Here is a 17,481-nt window from a genome sequence, read left to right on the forward strand (position 1 = left end):
CGCCTGCCTATGGTCGGGTCCAGCGTGTGCCACCGCACTGGCCGCACCACGAGCTACAACCCCGTCCCACCCGGGCCGGGAGTAGGAGGAGTTGGATGTTCCAGAACGCCGACGAAGTGCAGAAGTACGTAGCGGACAACGACGTCAAGTTCATCGATGTCCGGTTCTGCGACCTGCCCGGGGTGATGCAGCACTTCACGATCCCGGCAGCGACCTTCGACCCGGCCGAGGAACTGGCCTTCGACGGTTCCTCGATCCGCGGCTTCCAGGCCATCCACGAGTCGGACATGGCGCTGCGCGCGGACCTGTCGACGGCTCGGGTGGACCCCTTCCGCCGCGACAAGACCGTCAACATCAACTTCTTCATCCACGACCCGATCACGGGCGAGCAGTACAGCCGTGACCCGCGCAACATCGCCAAGAAGGCCGAGGCCTACCTCACCTCGACCGGCTTCGCGGACACCGCGTACTTCGGCCCCGAGGCCGAGTTCTACGTCTTCGACAACGTCCGCTTCCAGACGTCGGCGAACGAGAGCTTCTACCACATCGACTCCGAGGCCGGCGCCTGGAACACCGGGTCGGAGGAGAACAACCGCGGCTACAAGGTCCGCTACAAGGGCGGCTACTTCCCGACCCCGCCGGTCGACCACTTCGCCGACCTGCGTGCCGAGATCTCCCTGGAGCTGGACAAGAACGGCCTCCAGGTCGAGCGCCAGCACCACGAGGTCGGCACGGCCGGCCAGGCCGAGATCAACTACAAGTTCAACACGCTGCTCGCCGCGGCCGACGACCTGATGCTCTTCAAGTACATCGTGAAGAACGTCGCCTGGCGCAACGGCAAGACCGCGACCTTCATGCCGAAGCCGATCTTCGGCGACAACGGCTCGGGCATGCACGTGCACCAGTCGCTGTGGCAGAACGGCATCCCGCTCTTCTACGACGAGCAGGGTTACGCCGGCCTCTCGGACATGGCCCGCTACTACATCGGCGGCATCCTGAAGCACGCCCCGTCGCTGCTTGCCTTCACCAACCCGACGGTGAACTCCTACCACCGCCTGGTCCCCGGCTTCGAGGCCCCGGTCAACATGGTGTACTCGCAGCGCAACCGCTCCGCCGCGATGCGCATCCCGATCACCGGCTCGAACCCGAAGGCCAAGCGCGTCGAGTTCCGTGCCCCGGACCCGTCGTCGAACCCGTACCTCGCGTTCTCGGCACTGCTGATGGCGGGCCTGGACGGCGTGAAGAACAAGATCGAGCCGGCCGAGCCGATCGACAAGGACCTCTACGAGCTGGCTCCCGAGGAGCACGCCAACGTCCAGCAGGTCCCGACGTCCCTCCCGGCCGTGCTCGACGCCCTGGAGGCGGACAACGAGTACCTCCAGGCGGGCGGCGTCTTCACGTCCGACCTGATCGAGACGTGGATCGACTACAAGCGCACGCACGAGATCGCCCCGATCCAGCTGCGGCCGCACCCGCACGAGTTCGAGCTGTACTTCGACATCTAAAAGGTCAAGCTCGAATACAGCAGGTACTGAGTGTTGGCTCTCCCGCGCGGGGGAGCCAACACTCGTTTCCGCTCAGGCCGTCGCACGAAGGCCCCGCGACAGAAGACCCCGGGGCCCACGATCACCCGGACGACGGCGCAGACACCCTCTCCCTGCCACTCCCGTCATGTCGGCCAAGACGTCCACCGCTGCCGCTCCGGGCTCCAACTCACTGCGCCCAATCGCTCGCTGGACTCGGCTCCCTTGCGGGCGATACGCACGCCGATGTGCTTGCTCCACAGCCATTTACGCAGGTGGGAAACGTCGTAGGCTGTGTGGGCGGATGATCGCTGCGAACAGCGTCTCATCAGACGTGTCCTGCCCCCCCCCACTCCGCGACCGCACCCCGGACGGTGGGGATCAGCGGCTCCGCGATCTCCCACACACCGTCCGGAACACCCGGAAGTCCCGAGAAGGAAAGACGCCGGAGGGCTCCCGAGGGCTGCTGACAAGCGCCCGCCGGCTTTCCCGTCAGGGCGAGGTGGGCCGGTGCGGCCGGGATTCGGCGCATCGGTGGCCCACCTTGACGAACGGCTGCGCGTCCGCGCCGTCGGACGCCTCTCGCTCCGGCCTCCGCTGACGGGCAGCGGAAACGAGCCGAGACCGGCTCCGGCGGTCCGCTCATGTGGGACAGACCCGCAACCGCCCACGCCCGGCGTCCTCTCCGCCCCGGAGCCGCGCCGAGCTACCGCCGGGCCCCGTTCGACGTGGTCGGGCGTCATGTCACCCACCTGGAGCCGCCTCCTGGACCGTGAGGTTCACCGGCCGGGCGGCACCGACCACCGACTGTCTTTTACGGCCAGCCCGTCGCGATCACTCTTTGTCCCCCTGCCGTTCGGTGCCACGCTCTTCGCGCCTCCACCGGACCGTCGGCCGCGGTGGAGCAACACCCAACACCCACACCGTGGGCATCCCGTCCGCCCCGGCGGACACCCGTCCGCATCCGCACGCGAAAGCAAGGGTCCCGGTCCGTCCGGCCCTCGCACACCGAGGTCCTGTTCCGGCCGTCATCCACGGCCGCCGTAGAAGGAGTCCTTCGTGAGAAGACCAACCGTCAAGACGTCAGTCATCGGCGCGCTCGCCGCCGCCCTCGCCCTGACCGCCGCCACGCCATCGGCCCAGGGCACCGGAACCGGGTCCGTGCCCCCGGCGCCCCGGGCCGGAGCGCTGCCCGTCGCACTCAGCCCCGCCCAGCAGACGCGACTGCTCGCCGACGCCGCCGAGGACCGAGCGGCGACCGCCAAGGCCATCGGTCTGGGCGCCGAGGAGAAGCTGGTGCCGGACAGTGTCCTCAAGGATGCTGACGGGACGGTGCACATCCGCTACGAGCGCACCTACCGGGGGCTGCCGGTGCTCGGCGGAGACCTGGTCGTCCATACCCCGCCCGACGGGGCCGCGAAGCGCGTCACCCGCGCGACCCGCGCCACGATCTCGTTACCCACCACCACCCCGGCCCGCGGCGCAGCCGTGGCCGAGTCGGCCGCGCTCGCGAGGGCCGCAAAGGCCGGGACGAGCGGAGGCAGGGCGGCCGATCCACCGCGCGCAGTGGTCTGGGCCGCGACCGGTCGACCTGTTCTCGCCTGGGAATCCGTGATCAAGGGTGTTCAGCCCGACCGTACCCCCAGCTCACTCCATGTGATCTCCGACGCCGCCACGGGCAAGGAGCTCCACCACTACGACACGGTCAAGAGGGGCACCGGCAACACGCACTACAGCGGACAGGTCGCCCTCGGCTCCACGCCGGTCGGCGGCCGCTACACCCTCACCGACACCGCGCGCGGCAGCCACAAGACCTACATCGCCCGGGACCAGTACGCCCACGGCTCGCTCGCCACCGACGACGACGACGTCTGGGGCAACGGGATCGTCGGCGACGCCCAGACCACCGCCGCCGATGTCGCCTACGGGGCCCGGGTCGCCTGGGACTACTTCGCCGAGGTGCACCAGCGTTACGGTGTCCGCAACGACGGCGACGGCGCGAAGGCCCGCGTCATCGCCCCGACGACCTACACCGACCGCCGGGCGGACTGGTCGGACGACTGTTTCTGTGCCACCTTCGGCGCCGGATCCGCCACCCAGACGCCGCTCACCTCGCTCGACATGACGGTCCACGAACTGACGCACGGCCTCACCTCCAACACGGCCAAACTGATCTACGTCGGTGAGGCGGGCGGCCTCTCCGAGGCGACCAGTGACATCTTCGCCGCGGCGGCCGAGTTCCGCGCCGGGAACACCGCCGACCCGGGTGACTACCTGTTCGCCGAGAAAGTGAACCTCCTGGGTGACGGCAAACCGCTGCGGGTCATGGACCGGCCCGCCAAGGTCGGGGCCCAGGTCAACTACTGGTTCCAGGGCATCAGCGAGTTCGACGGGCACTACTCCTCCGGTCCGGCCAACCACTGGTTCTACCTGCTCTCCGAGGGCAGCGGCCCCAAGACGGTCAACGGCGTGAGCTACGACAGTCCCACCGTCGACGGGCTGCCGGTCACCCCGATCGGCCGGGATGCCGCCGCACAGATCTGGTACCGCGCGCTCACCCTCTACATGACCTCCGCCACCGGTTACGCCGGAGCCCGTACGGCCACTCTCTCCGCGGCCGCCGACCTCTACGGCGCGGGCTCGGCCACCTACAAGAACGTCAGGGAGGCCTGGGGGGCCGTCAACGTCGGTACCCGCTCGGGCAGTCCGAACCCGCCGACCACCCCCGGCCCCGCGTTCGAGAACACCACCGACGTCCCGATCCCGGACGGCAAACCCGACGGAAGCCACGGGGCCGTGGTCTCCTCCCCCATCACGGTCACCGGCGTCGCCGGCAACGCTCCCGCTCTGCTCCAGGTGGAGTTCGACATACAGCACTTCGATATCCCCGAGCTGACCCTCGAACTGGTCGCGCCGGACGGCACCGCGTACCCTCTCCGGGGCAACCGCAGTCCCGTGAGGCCGTTGAAGCTCATGGTGGACGCCTCCGCGGAGGCGGCCAACGGCACCTGGAAGCTGAGGGCACAGGACCGTTACGAAGGCGACTTCGGTTACATCAACAGCTGGAAGCTCTCCTTCTGAGCCCGATCGTCGCCTGTCGGCGACGCGGCTGACAGCGGCGGCGGCCGGGGTACCACCACCCGGTCGCCGCCCGGGCACGTCGGGGCGGCAACGTGGGCGTGGTTCGCCCAGCTCCGTCGCCATCATGCGTGGGCTCACTCGGTAGGTGACCTGAAGGGCCGGCCGGGGTGGAGCGAGTATCAGCATGCCCAGAAGGCCCGACACATCAATGGCCCGCACTCGGGTGTGGCGGGTCCGCTCGTCACTGCCCCGCAGGCCACGCCGGAGAACGAGGGCCGCGGCGTCGCACCGTCGTTCGGAGCCGTGCCGTCCTCCGGTCCTCCCCACCAGGGCGACACTCGGGCAGCGTCTTGCGCCCGGCGGCCGGACCGGTGATCGTCGTCCACAGCGCTTCCGAACGGTTCGGCACCGTGTCGCGCGAGAAGCTCAGCTCACCGCAGCGAGGGCCGCGCCCGGCCCGCCCAGTACTCGTCCGCCGTCATGCCCAGCAGGACCACGTCGTGGTAGGTGCCCGCGAAGAACTCGTGCTGGCGCAGGCGGCCCTCCTCCACGAAGCCGAGCTTGCGGTAGAGCGCCAGGGAGGCGTCGTTGAAGGCGTAGACCTCCACCTCGCACTTGTGGCAGCGCTGTTCGGCGAACATGTAGGTGAGGACCAGTTCGGTGGCCTCGGCCGCGTAGCCCTGGCGGCGGTGTTCCCGGGTGACCTCGATGCCGGTGCGGAAGCGGCCCGCCCGGGCGTCCGTCTCGCCCACCGACACCGCGCCGACGAAGGCGTGCTCGAAGCGGGTCTCGACGACCAGTTGGTACGAGGCCGGGTTCGGGGTGCGGCCGGCGCGTTCGGTGGCCCAGGCTCGGAAGCTCTCGTCCGAGCGCGGGGGGTCGACCACGTCGGCGTTCCGGGCGTCCACGGTGTGCAGGGCCAGGGCCCGGAAGCCCTCCCAGTCCTGCGGTTCGATGCCCCGCAGGCGTATCCTCTCACCGGTCCACAGGTCGGTCATCTCGCTCCAGCCAGGTGTGCAGGGGGCAGGTCGGGTCGGGTCGGTCAGGCTACCTGGGACGTGATCGTCCTGGCGCAGGACAGGGACTCCTCGTGTGTGGTGTCCACCTCCAGGTCGTACACCACGCCCCGGTGGACGGCCTCCGCCTGTGCGGCGGCCATGCCTCTCGGGCGGTCCCCCCGGGCGATCTCGCGGGCCTCGGCGACCGCGCTCTCGCACCGGACGCCGACCCACAGCACGTCCAGTCCGGCCAGCGCCTTCCGCCACGGCTCCTGGGAGGCCGGTCCGCCGAGGAACACATCGTCGACGATGACCCGGGCGCCGGCCCGGACCATCGCGGCGACGCCCTCACGCCAGGCGGCCTCCAGCTTCCGGAACTCCGGGCCGACGGTCACGCCGCCGTCCTCGGCGAACTCGATGCCCGCGTCCGACGTGCGCAGGGACGCGGGCAGCGCGTCGACGAAGGCGTCGATCGCGGCGGCGAGCCACGGGTGTGGCAGCTCCGCCTGGAGGCAGCGGACGATGCCGGACTTGCCGGAGCTGGACCCGCCGTTCAGCACGATCACCTGGGTTGTCACCCGGTCACCGTAGAGGTCTCCCGTACGGCGATCGACGCGTTTTCCGGCGTGGCCGCCCGGCTGGGGCCGGGTGGCCGAAGAGGGAACTTCGGGGGAGCTTCACTCCGAGCGCGGTCCGCCACATGCGACGGGCTGATTACTTCGGAGGTAATTGATGCCCTTCCTCGGGGCCGCCTACCTTCAGCGTTGTTCGGCGACCCCGCGGAGGGGCCGCCTCCGTATCCGGGTAACTCCCTGGTGCACGAGAGGAAGACGACCATGGCTTCGACGCAGTACGACGGGGTTACCTCATACGCGAGGGCGACGGGATCCGACGGTTTCGCGAGGCTGGCGCTGAAGCTGGACGCGGTGGTCACCGGCCTCAACGGCATCGCGTACCTGGCACTCGCCACGGTCCTCGACTCCTTCTTCGGCGTCACGACGGCAGTCCAGTACCCGGTCGGGGCGTTCCTGCTCCTCTACTCCCTGGGGGTGCTCGCCGTCGGGACGCGGAAGGAGATCAACCGCGCGGGGCTGACGGCGGTCATCGTGGCGAACCTTTTGTGGGTTGCTCTCAGCCTGGTGGTGGTGATCTCCGGTGCGCTGTCTCCGACCGGCGTCGGCACGGTCTGGATCGTGCTGCAGAGCCTGACGGTCGGCGGCTTCGCAGCCCTCCAGTACGTCGGGCTCAAGCGGCTGTGACCGCCCCCGGACCAGGTCCGGGGGCGGTCACGGGGAATGCGCCGGCCCTCGGCGCCGGGCGGCCGGGGGCGTACCGGTACACCGGTGCCCCCCGGCCGGGGGCACCGGTGGTCGGCGGGTGGGGCCTGGTCAGCGTCCGTAGCGGATCAGGGCGCGGACCATGCGGCAGGTGGTGTCGGACGGCGGGTGGATGCCCAGGCGCTCGGCGGTGATCCGTATCCGGTGGTTGCCGGCACTGGAGGGCTGGTAGACCCCGCTGTCGAGCAGGGCGATGGCCAGGCGCATGGCCTTCAGTCGGCGGTTGTGGGAGACGTACCACTCGCGGGGGCGGCCCGCGGGCAGTCGCTTCTTCGGCGGCGGGGTGGGAAGCGGCGGGTGGAAGGGCATCGGGAGCTGTCGGTCGAGCGGCTCGGTGGTGACTGTGGCAACAGCCATTCGGCATCCTCCTGGCAGCGTGGTGGAACCCTCACGAACTCCCTCCATTTTACTGCCCCCCACTGACAATCGCCCCTGGCCAGAGCCTATTTCGGCTGCCCCTCGCGTAACCTTGGCCCCATGGAGATCTGGATCAATCCCGCCTGTTCCAAGTGCCGTGGCGCGGTGACGCTGCTGGACGCCGAAGGGGCCGACTACACCGTCCGCCGCTACCTGGAGGACGTGCCCTCGCCCGAGGAGATCCGGGCCGTGCTGGACAGGCTCGGTCTGGAGCCGTGGGACATCACGCGGACGCAGGAGGCGGCGGCGAAGGAGCTGGGGCTGAAGGAGTGGCCCCGGGAGGCCGGTTCGCGGGAACGGTGGATCGCCGCGCTGTCCGAGCACCCGAAGCTGATCCAGCGGCCCATCATCACCGCCGAGGACGGTACGGCCGTGGTGGCCCGTAGCGAGGAAGCGGTACGGGACGCGTTGGGGCGCCGTGCCTGACCCTGTGGTTCAGCGGGCCGGGGCGGGTCCGGCAGGACCGGGCCAGGGCGGTCAGCGTTCATCCGTGCCCGCGCGCTTGGCGGTGGACAGGGCTATGCGGTTCCAGGTGTTGATCGTGAGGATCAGGGCCAGCAGATGGGCCAGCTCCTCCTCGTCGAAGTGGGCCGCCGCCCGGTCGTAGACCGTGTCCGGCACCCCGGCGTCCCCGATCCGGGTGACCGCGTCCGTGAGGGCCAGGGCGGCCTGTTCCCGCTCGGTGAAGAAGTCTTCCGCCTCCTGCCACACCGCGATCATGTGCAGGCGCCCCTCGCTCTCGCCCGCCTTCCGCGCGTCCGTGGTGTGCATGTGCAGGCAGTACGCGCAGCGGTTCAGGTGCGAGGCGCGGATCTGGACCAGTTCGACCAGCGTCGGGTCCAGGCCGGCGCGGGCCGCCGCGTCCAGGCCGATCACGGCCCGGAAGACCTTCGGGGCGCTCTTCGCGAAGTCGAGCCGGACCGTGTCCTTGTTGCTCCGGACGGTGGTGGCGGGGGTGGTGATGCGGTCGTTCGTGTTGATCTCCGTCGTTGTCATGGGTACGAATCTAGGGCGACGGGCGACTGGGTGTGGGGTGCATTTCTATGATGGATTCATGGGTCAATTCGGCGGAGATCCTGGGCAGCGACCTGCCCCTGGAGCTTGTCGGCACCGGCAACCGCCGGGCCCTGTTGATGGACGCGCTGCGCGAGGCCGTGCGCAGCGGGCGGCTCGCCCCCGGTACCCGGCTGCCGCCCTACCGTTCCCTCGCCGCCGATCTCGGCCTCGCCCGTAACACCGTCGCCGACGCGTACGCCGAGCTGGTCGCGGAGGGGTGGCTGGCCGCCCGGCAGGGTTCGGGGACGCGAGTCGCCGAGCGGGCGCTCCCGGTCACCCCCGTTCACCGGCCGCGCACCCCCGAGCGCGCCGCTCGCCCGGTCCATGACCTGGTCCAGGGGCAGCCGGACCCCTCGGTCTTCCCGCGCACCGCCTGGCTGGCCTCGGCGCGGCGTGCGCTCGCCACCGCCCCCGACGACGCGTTCGGGCCCGGCGATCCGCACGGGCGGCCCGAGCTGCGGCGGGCCCTGGCCGGCTATCTGGCCCGGGTGCGCGGGGTGCGGGCCGCGCCGGAGCGGATCGTGCTGTGCTCGGGGGCCGCGCACGGGCTGCGGCTGTTGGCGGAGGTGGTGGGCGGCCCTTGGGCGGCGGAGGAGTACGGCCTGCCCTTCCACCGCACGCTCCTCGCCTCCCACGGGGTCGGCACCCGGCCGCTCGGCGTGGACGCGGACGGCGCCCGGGTCGACGAGCTCACCCGCCGCGACCGTGCCGTACTCCTCACGCCCGCCCACCAGTTCCCCACCGGCGGGCCGCTGCACCCAGCGCGGCGGGCGGCCGTCGTCGACTGGGCCCGGGCCACCGGCGGGCTCGTCGTCGAGGACGACTACGACGGGGAGTTCCGCTACGACCGGCAGCCCGTGGGTGCCGTTCAAGGGCTCGATCCCGAGCATGTGGTGCTGCTGGGGTCGGTGAGCAAGAGTCTCTCCCCCACCCTGCGGATCGGGTGGATGGTGCTGCCCCAGCGGCTCGTGGGCCCCGTCGTCACGGCGAAGGGCGAGCGGGAGCAGTTCTCCAGCGCCACCGAGCAGCTGACGCTCGCGGACTTCGTCGAGTCGGGCGCGTACGACCGGCAGGTCCGCCGGATGCGGCAGCGCCACCGCCGCCGCCGGGGCCAGCTGGTGGCGGCCCTGGAGCGGCGGGCCCCGCACATCCGGGTCACCGGGATCGCGGCCGGCCTGCACGCGGTGCTGGAACTGCCGCCCGGCACCGAGCGTTCGGCGGTGCGGGCGGCGGCCTGGCAGGGGCTGGCGGTCGAGGGCCTCGCCGACTACCTGCACCCGGGGGCGGAGGGCGGCGCCCGGGGTGGCCCCGCCGTCCCCGACACCGCCCCCGGCGACTGTGCCCGGGACGGTCTCGTCGTCGGGTACGCGACGCCCGCCGAGCCCGCCTATGCGGAGGCGCTGGAGGCCCTGTGCCGGGCCCTGCCGCCGGGGTGAGCGGGCGGGGGGAGGCGCGGGGCCCGCCGGCTCTCCTGCCCGGAGGCCTTGGAGGCCTTGGAGGCCTTGGAGGCCTTGGAGACGTCGGACACGCTGGACGCCTCGGACGCGCTGGACGCCCTGTGCCGCTCGCTCCCGCCGGTCAGCCCGCCTGCGCCTGCGTCTGCGCAGCCACCAGCAGCTCCGTGAGGCGGAGGCCGAAGCGCGCGTCGCAGGCGTGCGGCACCCCCGTGCGTACCGCTTCGGCCAGGGCGTCCACCGCGCCCCGGAACGCGGTCTCCGCGCCGTCCCAGTCGGGGGCCGACGCCGTGCCCCGCTCACCCCGGAACTCGATCTCGACGCCCGCCGCGCCGGGCGGCGCGCTCAGCCCGAGGGTCACCGTGCTGGACGCGCCGGACGTGTGGCGCAGGATCAGGTGTGTGGTGTCGGCGGGCCCACGGGCGGCGGTCAGGTGCTCCACGTCGCCCAGGACCGGGATCAGCACGGAGAGCGCGTGCGGGCCGACGTCCCACAGGCCGCCCTTCTCGCGCCGCCACGGGGAGTCCGCGAACTCGCTGGTCGAACCCGCCGCGTAGAGCGATCCCAGCCACTGGGCACGAGCCGTGAACCAGCCGCCCACCGCAGTCTGTTCGGCGATCCACGCGGAGGTCTCGGGCGCGAACCGGAGCGTGCAGAAGACGATGGAGGCCACCCCCGCCTTCGCCGCGGCCCCGGCGACCGCACGGGCCCCCTCCACCGTCGTGGCGACCGGCTTGTCCATCAGGAGGTGGCAGCCCGCCTCCGCGGCGCGGACCGCGAGCGGGGCCTGGACGTCCGGCGGCAGGGCGAAGGCCACCGCGTCGCTTCTCTCCAGGAGCGCCTCGATGCCCTCGTCGCCGGTGTACGCGCGGCTCCCGTGGGCTGCGGCGAGAGCGTCCGCCGCCTCGGCCCCGCGCCCCCACACCCCGCTCAGTTCGACGCCGGGATGGGCGGCCAGGGCGGGGGCCTGGGTGTGGCGTGCCCAGGGGCCGGTGCCGAAGAGGCCGATGCGCAGGGGGGCGGTGGTGGCTGTTGTCATGGTGGCCAGTGTGCCCGGTGCGCGGGCAGGGCCCGTATGCGGTGGCGGAGTGCGGCTGATGCGGGAACCGTTTACGGGCTGTTCCGCAGGTGGCGGTGCCAGGGCGTGTGGGCCCGGCTGCTGACGTTGTTGTAGGCGAGGGCGGATGCGGCCGGGCTGATCGACGGGGAGGTCGACGTCGACTCCACCGCCTGCCGGACCCATCAGCACGCGGCCGGCGCCCGCCGCGACGGCGCCGGGCAGAACGAACCACCGGCACATCGTGGCGATCAACCAGTGGGGTGGACCCCGGCCGCCGGGCCGCGCCATCCCGGCCACCGGAAACGAGCAGCGGACTCAAACGGAGGCCCGCATCCGTCCGATAATCAGTTGCCTTGTCACAGACGCTCCCCAAAGGTGAGGCAGTGACCAAGACCGATGACCGGCCGCCCATCGACGCGGCCCGCTGGATGTATCTCTGCGAGAACGACTGCCCCGCCCCGGTGGCGGCCGAACTGCCGGCCCTCGCCGCCGAACTGACCGAGGCCCTCCGCCACCCGGACCCGAACATCCGCGACGGCGCCCCCTACGTGGTGCTCCGCACCTGGATCCAGCGGGACGTCATCGACAGGCCGATGCGCAGCCGGCTGGGCGCTGTGATGGCCGACCGGTTCGACGACCCCGAGGTCCAGGCGCGTACCTTCGCCCCGCTCGTGCTCGACATGATCGTCACCCGCGGCGACTTCGACCCGATGTGGCTCACAGCCTTCCGACGCTGGTTCCCGGCCGAGACGGACCTGCGCGGTTACGACCCCGAACTCGGCTGGCTCCACGCCGTCGCGCACGGCGCCGATCTTCTGGGCACCTTCGGACTCCATCCAGAGGTCGATCCGAAGGAGATGCTCGACCTGGCGGCGGAACGGCTCGTGGCCCCGACCGACGAGCTCTTCGCCCAGAAGGAAGACGACCGCCTCGCCCAGGGCATCGCCCGCACACTGACCCGGCCGGAACTCTCCGAGGCCGAGGCAGTCGGCTGGCTGGACGCGATCGAGACGGACTTCGCCGCCGGCCTGCGCGGCGTCCCCACCGTGGCCGCGCACACCTCCAACGCCATGCGCACGCTCAGGAGTCTGTACCTCCTCGCCGACACCGGCGTCCGGATCGACGCCGCCCCCGCCCCCGTACACCCGCCGCACGCGGAGGGGCTGAAGCGGCGCCTGAGGGAGGTAGTGGCCCCCGCCTTCCGGGGGGCGTGAGGCGCGGGTGCCACCGCGGGGTATCCGTCTCTCCTGGACGTGGGGCGTTCACATCGATGCCGCGCACCCGCCCCGGCAGAGCACGGAAGGCCCGCCGGAACCGAGGTTCCGGCGGGCCGCCCGAGCCATGACGCGCCTGATCGTGTCCTGCCCGGTCACGGGCCGTCAGCCGGTCCGGCTCAGTGGTGTCTCACCTGCCGAGGAAGGCGTTGTGGACCGTGACCATCGACTGGTTGTCCTGCTTGTCGGTGACGACGGCCTTCAGGGAGAGCGCCTTGTCCTTCTCCGGCGCGCGTACGGTGATCTTGCCCGCGCTGACCGGGACGGACTGCCAGTTCTGGCCGTCGTACGAGACCTGGACCCGCAGCGTCTTCAGGTTGGCGCCGGCAGCCGCGCCCTGCACCACGACGGGGAAGGTCTGCTTGACGCCCTCCGGAGCGCTGGAGTCCAGCGCGAGGTTCGGCTGGAAGCGGACCGTCGAGACCGGCAGCTCCACCGGGCCGGTGGTACCACGGGCCGAGGTGAAGGTCCACGAGGCGTCGATCCGCGTCCCGGTGCGGCTGTGCTTCGGGTTGCGGTTGACCGTGGTCGCCACCGTGTACTTCGCTGAATCCGGCGTCAGCGTGAAGCTCTCCCGGTCGGCGGCGCCGTCTTTCTGCGCGTACAGCACACCGTTGCGGTGGACGGTGGTGGTCGCACTGGCGTACCGGGCGGTCCCGTAGTGGCCCGCCCCGTCACTGACCATCGTGAACGCACCGTGGATGTCGTCGCCGTCGCGGACGATACCCTCGCCCGCCTCCATCCGCGGCCCCAGCACACCGACGTTGACGTTCCTGCTGTACGTCGTCCCCGGCTTCAGCTGCGGCTCGATGCCGAGGCGGTACTCCACCTCGACGGACCGGCCGCCGTCGGCGTCCGCCTCGCCCAGCGCGTTCCCGGTGAAGAACCAGCTGACCCCGTCGCCCGTGCTCACGTACAGCTTCTGGGTGCCCGGTGCCGGGTGGGCGGGGTAGCGGTCCAGGAAGCCGCCCGCGTCCGGCAGCGAGCCATCCGCGTAGATACCTCCGGCGAGACCGGGCGCGGACGCCCCGAAGCCCACCTTGACCACGGCCAGGTCCTTGGCCGTGTAGACCTTGTTGTAGCCGGTGGCCAGCTCCTGGACCGCACCACCCGCGAGGGTCTGGTACACGCTGGTGCCCCGCTCCCAGCGGGCCGACCACTGCTGGGTGAGGGAAGCGTCCGTCCCCGAGCCGTGCCGCGCGACACGGACGTTGTCGAAGCTCTTCACCTCCAAGCCAACCGCGAACCCCGAGTCGGTCAACGAGTAGTGCATACCCGCGCGCGTCTGCTTGGCCGCCGCGTCCGGCACCTTGACCGTCACCGGCCGGGTGGTCCGGGCGTCGAGGGTGACGGTGGTGGGGCCGGTCACCGAGAACCGCGGGTTGTGGATCAGATCCAGGCCCTTCTGCGGGTTCGCCGGGTCGACCTGCATATCGGCCTGGAGGTTGTAGGTACCGCTCGGCAGCCGGACCGTGGCGGAACCGGACGACAGGTCCGGGAGGAACTGCAGACCGTCGGCGGGACCCTGGTGGCCGAACAGTTCGGCCCCCCAGGCGGCGCCGGGCGCGTCGGCCCGTCCCACGGTGTTGAAGGTGACGTCGTACGACTCGACCTCACGGTCCACCGTGGCCGGGGTGCGCACGGTCTGACCGCTCCCGGACGCGACGATCGTGGCCGAGTAGGCGCCGTTGACCGTGCCGCCGATACGCGTGTCGGCCGTCAGGTCCACCGAGGTGGTGCCGCCCGCCGGGACCGTGATCCGCTGCGCCCCGAGGGTGAAGAAGTCGGCGGGCGCGGGCTGCCCGTCGCCGCCCGTGGGTGCCGCCAGTGACAGGTCGAGCGTCACATCGGCGGTGCCGCTGTTCCGGTAGGTGACCTTCTTGGTGGTCGGTGTGTCGTCGTTGTGGGGCCACTGCTGGCGGCCCAGGTGGACCGGGCCGTCTTCGGAGAAGACCGTCTGCTCGATCGCCCGGTCGACGGAGAGCCGCCCCGCGCCCTGCTCGAAGACCGAGTGGGTGCCCCCCTTGGCCGAGCCGGTCAGGGCCGCCTTGAGCTGTGCGCCCGTCCAGGTGGGGTTCTTCTGCTTGAGGATCGCCGCGGCGCCCGCGGCATGCGGGGTCGCCATCGACGTGCCGTCCAGGCCGACGTATCCCGGCGGGTTCTGCTCCGGGGTGCCGGCCGCGGCGGCGGCGGCGATCCCCACTCCGGGAGCGCTGATGTCGGGCTTGACCGCGTGGTCCTCCTTGCGGGGGCCGAGCGCGGAGAAGGGGGCGAGCTGGTCGTTGTCGTCGACGGCACCGACGGTCAGGGCCGCGACGGCGGTGCCCGGCGAGTTGAGTGTGCCCGGGCGCTGATCCCTGAGGTTGCCCGCGGCGATGGCGAACAGGACGCCCTTCTCCGTGGAAACCTTGTTGACGTGGGCTTCCAGCGGGTCGATCCCGGGGCGGTCGGGGCTACCGAGGCTCATGTTGACGACATCGGCGCCCTGGGCCACGGCCCAGTCGATCCCGGCGATGGACTCGGAGTCGCTGCCGAAGCCCCTGTCGTCCAGCACCTTGGCGCTGATCAGCTGCGCCCCGGGGGCCACACCTTTGAAGCGGCTGTCCTTCGCTCCCGTACCGGCCGCGATGGAGGCGACGTGCGTACCGTGCCCGACTCGGTCCACGGTGTCCGGGGAGCGGCTGAAGTTACGTGCCGCCGTCACCCGGCCGGTCAGGTCCGGGTGGGTGTCGTCGATACCGGTGTCCAGGACCGCGATCTTGGTACCGGTGCCGTCGAGCGAGCGGCCCCAGGCCGCCGGGGCGCCTATCTGACCGGTGGAGCGGTCGAGCGAGGCCTTCCGCACACCGTCCAGCCAGATCTTCGCGATGCCGGAGGTCCTGGCCGCCGAGCCGTCACCCTGGGGGCGGGTCAGGGCGTCCCACAGCGCGTCCGTGCTGTCGGTGGCGCTGGTGAGGGCATCGGCGCCGAGGGACGACAGGGTCCGGCTGACGGTGGTGCCGTCGGAGGCCCGCACCTTGCTACGGACGGACTCGGCCGCCGCCCCCTTGTAGCCGACGATCACCTTGAGCCCGTCCCGGTAGGCCTTGCGGCTCTCCGGCTCGGCGAGTCCGGTGACGTCGAACAGCCGCCGGTCGAGCGTGCCGTCGGCGACCAGCCGCCGGGCGTCACGCGGCATCACATAGGTACGTCCTTCGTGGACCTGGGTGAAGAAGGCGATGTCCTCCCGGCCCTTGGCCCGTTCGATGCCGGCGACCCGGCCCTTGGAGTCCACGAGGACCCGGTCGCCGGTGATCAGGACGACGGTGTGGACGGCCTTGCCACTCGTCCCGGCGTTCTTGACGCCGGTCGGGGACGCCGTGTCCCGGCCTGCGCCCTGTGCCGACACCGGGCTGGTCATGCCCGCCGTCAGGGCTACGGCTGCGGCGGCGGCGACAGCGGCCGCGTACGCCTTCTTTACTGGTTTGCGCAAAACTCCCCCTGCTCAGGAGTGAATCGGGCGGGCGGGGGCCCGGCCCGTGCGGGGGCGTATTCAGATACGTGTACGCCCCGGATTCCCCAAGTATGCCGAGGCCGTTCCGACTCACTCAATGATCGTTTCGTAACAGGAACTTGATCAAAATGAGGCGTCCTCCAGATCACACGCACAGCCCGGATTCCTGACACATATGGACATGTGTCCGTGTTGACCTGGGGATATGGGGGGGGCGGAAAGGGCGGGCGGCCCGCCTGCCCCGCGCCCCACTCACAGCCGTGAGTACCCGTCAGCGACCTTGATGGCAGGCTCACCCGCCACCTCGCCCGGCCCGATTCGTCACGCGGCGCACGCACGATCAGCCACCACGCCCGTCTCGGGGGCCTGCCGAAACGTTTGCAGTTTGCCGTTCCCCATTGACACTTCGATGCATCGCCGAGTCTCGGCGAGTCCCGCCGAGCCGACGACATGGCCGTACCCCGGCAGCAGGCATCCGCGCGATCGAACGGCGGTCACCCTGCCGGACCTGCGGGACCTGCACACCCCAGGTTCCGCACCCGGGCACACCGGGCAGAGAGGACCACACGGCAGGACGGCTTCCCCGCCGCCCCCGACGCGGCAAGCCCCGGTAACACGGGGTTCACGTCCGGGCAACGGACGGGAAAACGCGGCTTGCCAGACTGCGCCGCAAAGACCGCTGCACCCGCGAAGGATGGCGTCCGTGACGTTCAAGGCCGAGTACATCTGGATCGACGGCACCGAGCCGACCGCCAAGCTTCGTTCCAAGACGAAGATCATGGACGGCGCGCCGTCGGGGGACCTGGCGGATCTTCCCCTCTGGGGATTCGACGGCTCCAGCACCAACCAGGCCGAGGGCCACGCGTCCGACCGGGTACTGAAGCCCGTCTTCACCTGTCCGGACCCGATCCGCGGCGGGGACGACATCCTCGTCCTGTGCGAGGTCCTCACCATCGACATGACGCCGCACGAGTCCAACACCCGTGCCGAACTGCGTCCGCTCGCCGAACAGTTCGCGGGCCAGGCCCCGATCTTCGGCATCGAGCAGGAGTACACCTTCTTCGACGGCCACCGGCCGCTCGGCTTCCCCGAGGGCGGCTTCCCGGCCGCGCAGGGCGGCTACTACTGCGGTGTCGGCGCGGACGAGATCTTCGGCCGCGACATCGTGGAGAAGCACCTCGACAACTGCCTGGCGGCGGGGCTCGGCATCTCCGGCATCAACGCCGAGGTCATGCCCGGCCAGTGGGAGTTCCAGGTGGGTCCACTGCCCCCGCTGGAGGTCTCCGACCAGCTGTGGGTGGCCCGTTGGCTGCTCTACCGCACCGCCGAGGACTTCAACGTCTCCGCCACCCTGGACCCGAAGCCGGTCAAGGGCGACTGGAACGGCGCGGGCGCGCACACCAACTTCTCCACCGGGGCGATGCGCGAGGGCTACGACGCGATCATCACCGCGTGCGAGTCGCTGGGCGAGGGCTCCAAGCCGATGGACCACGTGAAGAACTACGGCGCGGGCATCGACGACCGGCTCACCGGCCTGCACGAGACCGCCCCGTGGAACGAGTACAGCTACGGCGTCTCCGACCGCGGCGCCTCGGTCCGCATCCCGTGGCAGGTCGAGCAGGACCGGAAGGGCTACATCGAGGACCGCCGCCCCAACGCCAACGTCGACCCGTACGTCGTCACACGGCTGATCGTCGACACCTGCTGCACCGCGCTGGAGAAGGCCGGCCAGGTCTGATCCCGTCGCCGCCCACGGAGGAGGGGCCCGCCGGTTCGGCGGGCCCCTCC

Annotated in this window: 13 protein-coding genes; 7 read left to right on the forward strand and 6 right to left on the reverse strand. The window is 71.2% G+C overall.

What is annotated here, in order from left to right; genetic code table 11:
- Window positions 1–95: 95 nt before the first annotated feature.
- Both glnA and ACZ60Q_RS01430 read left to right on the forward strand, forming a co-directional pair.
- The gene (gene glnA, locus ACZ60Q_RS01425) at window positions 96–1,505 is read left to right on the forward strand and encodes a type I glutamate--ammonia ligase (protein WP_469626681.1); all 1,410 of its coding nucleotides are present in this window, start codon (window positions 96–98) and stop codon (window positions 1,503–1,505) included.
- Window positions 1,506–2,582: 1,077 nt separating this feature from the next.
- Entirely contained in the window at window positions 2,583–4,604 is a 2,022-nt protein-coding gene (locus ACZ60Q_RS01430; protein WP_469626684.1) for a M4 family metallopeptidase, read from the forward strand.
- Between the two features lie 431 nt (window positions 4,605–5,035).
- Here ACZ60Q_RS01430 and ACZ60Q_RS01435 read toward each other — a convergent pair whose 3' ends face one another.
- Both ACZ60Q_RS01435 and cpt read right to left on the reverse strand, forming a co-directional pair.
- Entirely contained in the window at window positions 5,036–5,602 is a 567-nt protein-coding gene (locus ACZ60Q_RS01435) for a GNAT family N-acetyltransferase (RefSeq protein ID WP_469626687.1), read from the reverse strand.
- Between the two features lie 44 nt (window positions 5,603–5,646).
- Window positions 5,647–6,180 (reverse strand): chloramphenicol phosphotransferase CPT, encoded by a 534-nt coding sequence (gene cpt / locus ACZ60Q_RS01440; RefSeq protein WP_469626689.1) that lies wholly within the window; start codon window positions 6,178–6,180, stop codon window positions 5,647–5,649.
- A gap of 258 nt (window positions 6,181–6,438) precedes the next feature.
- Here cpt and ACZ60Q_RS01445 point away from each other — a divergent pair, with 258 nt between their 5' ends.
- Window positions 6,439–6,861 (forward strand): hypothetical protein, encoded by a 423-nt coding sequence (locus ACZ60Q_RS01445; protein ID WP_469626692.1) that lies wholly within the window; start codon window positions 6,439–6,441, stop codon window positions 6,859–6,861.
- 129 nt (window positions 6,862–6,990) lie between these two features.
- Here ACZ60Q_RS01445 and ACZ60Q_RS01450 read toward each other — a convergent pair whose 3' ends face one another.
- The gene (locus tag ACZ60Q_RS01450) at window positions 6,991–7,296 is read right to left on the reverse strand and encodes a hypothetical protein (protein ID WP_371623074.1); all 306 of its coding nucleotides are present in this window, start codon (window positions 7,294–7,296) and stop codon (window positions 6,991–6,993) included.
- Window positions 7,297–7,416: 120 nt separating this feature from the next.
- Between ACZ60Q_RS01450 and ACZ60Q_RS01455 the strand changes: the two genes are divergently transcribed.
- Window positions 7,417–7,782, forward strand: a complete 366-nt coding sequence (locus ACZ60Q_RS01455; RefSeq protein WP_469626695.1) for an ArsC/Spx/MgsR family protein — start codon at window positions 7,417–7,419, stop codon at window positions 7,780–7,782.
- A gap of 51 nt (window positions 7,783–7,833) precedes the next feature.
- Here ACZ60Q_RS01455 and ACZ60Q_RS01460 read toward each other — a convergent pair whose 3' ends face one another.
- Window positions 7,834–8,352 carry a carboxymuconolactone decarboxylase family protein gene (locus ACZ60Q_RS01460; protein WP_469626698.1) on the reverse strand — a complete coding sequence of 173 codons (519 nt, stop codon included), beginning with the start codon at window positions 8,350–8,352 and terminating at the stop codon, window positions 7,834–7,836.
- A gap of 47 nt (window positions 8,353–8,399) precedes the next feature.
- Between ACZ60Q_RS01460 and pdxR the strand changes: the two genes are divergently transcribed.
- On the forward strand, window positions 8,400–9,848 hold the full coding sequence (pdxR, locus tag ACZ60Q_RS01465) for a MocR-like pyridoxine biosynthesis transcription factor PdxR (protein WP_469626701.1): 1,449 nt from the start codon (window positions 8,400–8,402) through the stop codon (window positions 9,846–9,848).
- A 142-nt stretch (window positions 9,849–9,990) separates the two neighbouring features.
- Here the strand turns inward: pdxR and ACZ60Q_RS01470 are convergent, their stop codons facing one another.
- Window positions 9,991–10,905: a Gfo/Idh/MocA family protein gene (locus tag ACZ60Q_RS01470; RefSeq protein ID WP_469626704.1), complete on the reverse strand. Its 915-nt coding sequence runs from the start codon at window positions 10,903–10,905 to the stop codon at window positions 9,991–9,993.
- 404 nt (window positions 10,906–11,309) lie between these two features.
- Between ACZ60Q_RS01470 and ACZ60Q_RS01475 the strand changes: the two genes are divergently transcribed.
- Complete coding sequence (locus tag ACZ60Q_RS01475; protein WP_469626706.1) at window positions 11,310–12,140, forward strand: DUF2785 domain-containing protein; 831 nt, start codon at window positions 11,310–11,312, stop codon at window positions 12,138–12,140.
- Window positions 12,141–12,330: 190 nt separating this feature from the next.
- Here ACZ60Q_RS01475 and ACZ60Q_RS01480 read toward each other — a convergent pair whose 3' ends face one another.
- On the reverse strand, window positions 12,331–15,672 hold the full coding sequence (locus tag ACZ60Q_RS01480) for a S8 family peptidase (protein WP_469626709.1): 3,342 nt from the start codon (window positions 15,670–15,672) through the stop codon (window positions 12,331–12,333).
- Between the two features lie 724 nt (window positions 15,673–16,396).
- On the opposite strand from ACZ60Q_RS01480, the gene glnII reads away from it, so the two are divergent.
- Window positions 16,397–17,431 carry a glutamine synthetase gene (glnII, locus tag ACZ60Q_RS01485; protein WP_469626713.1) on the forward strand — a complete coding sequence of 345 codons (1,035 nt, stop codon included), beginning with the start codon at window positions 16,397–16,399 and terminating at the stop codon, window positions 17,429–17,431.
- Window positions 17,432–17,481: the final 50 nt, after the last annotated feature.

Source organism: Streptomyces sp. NPDC104313 (assembly GCF_055583985.1).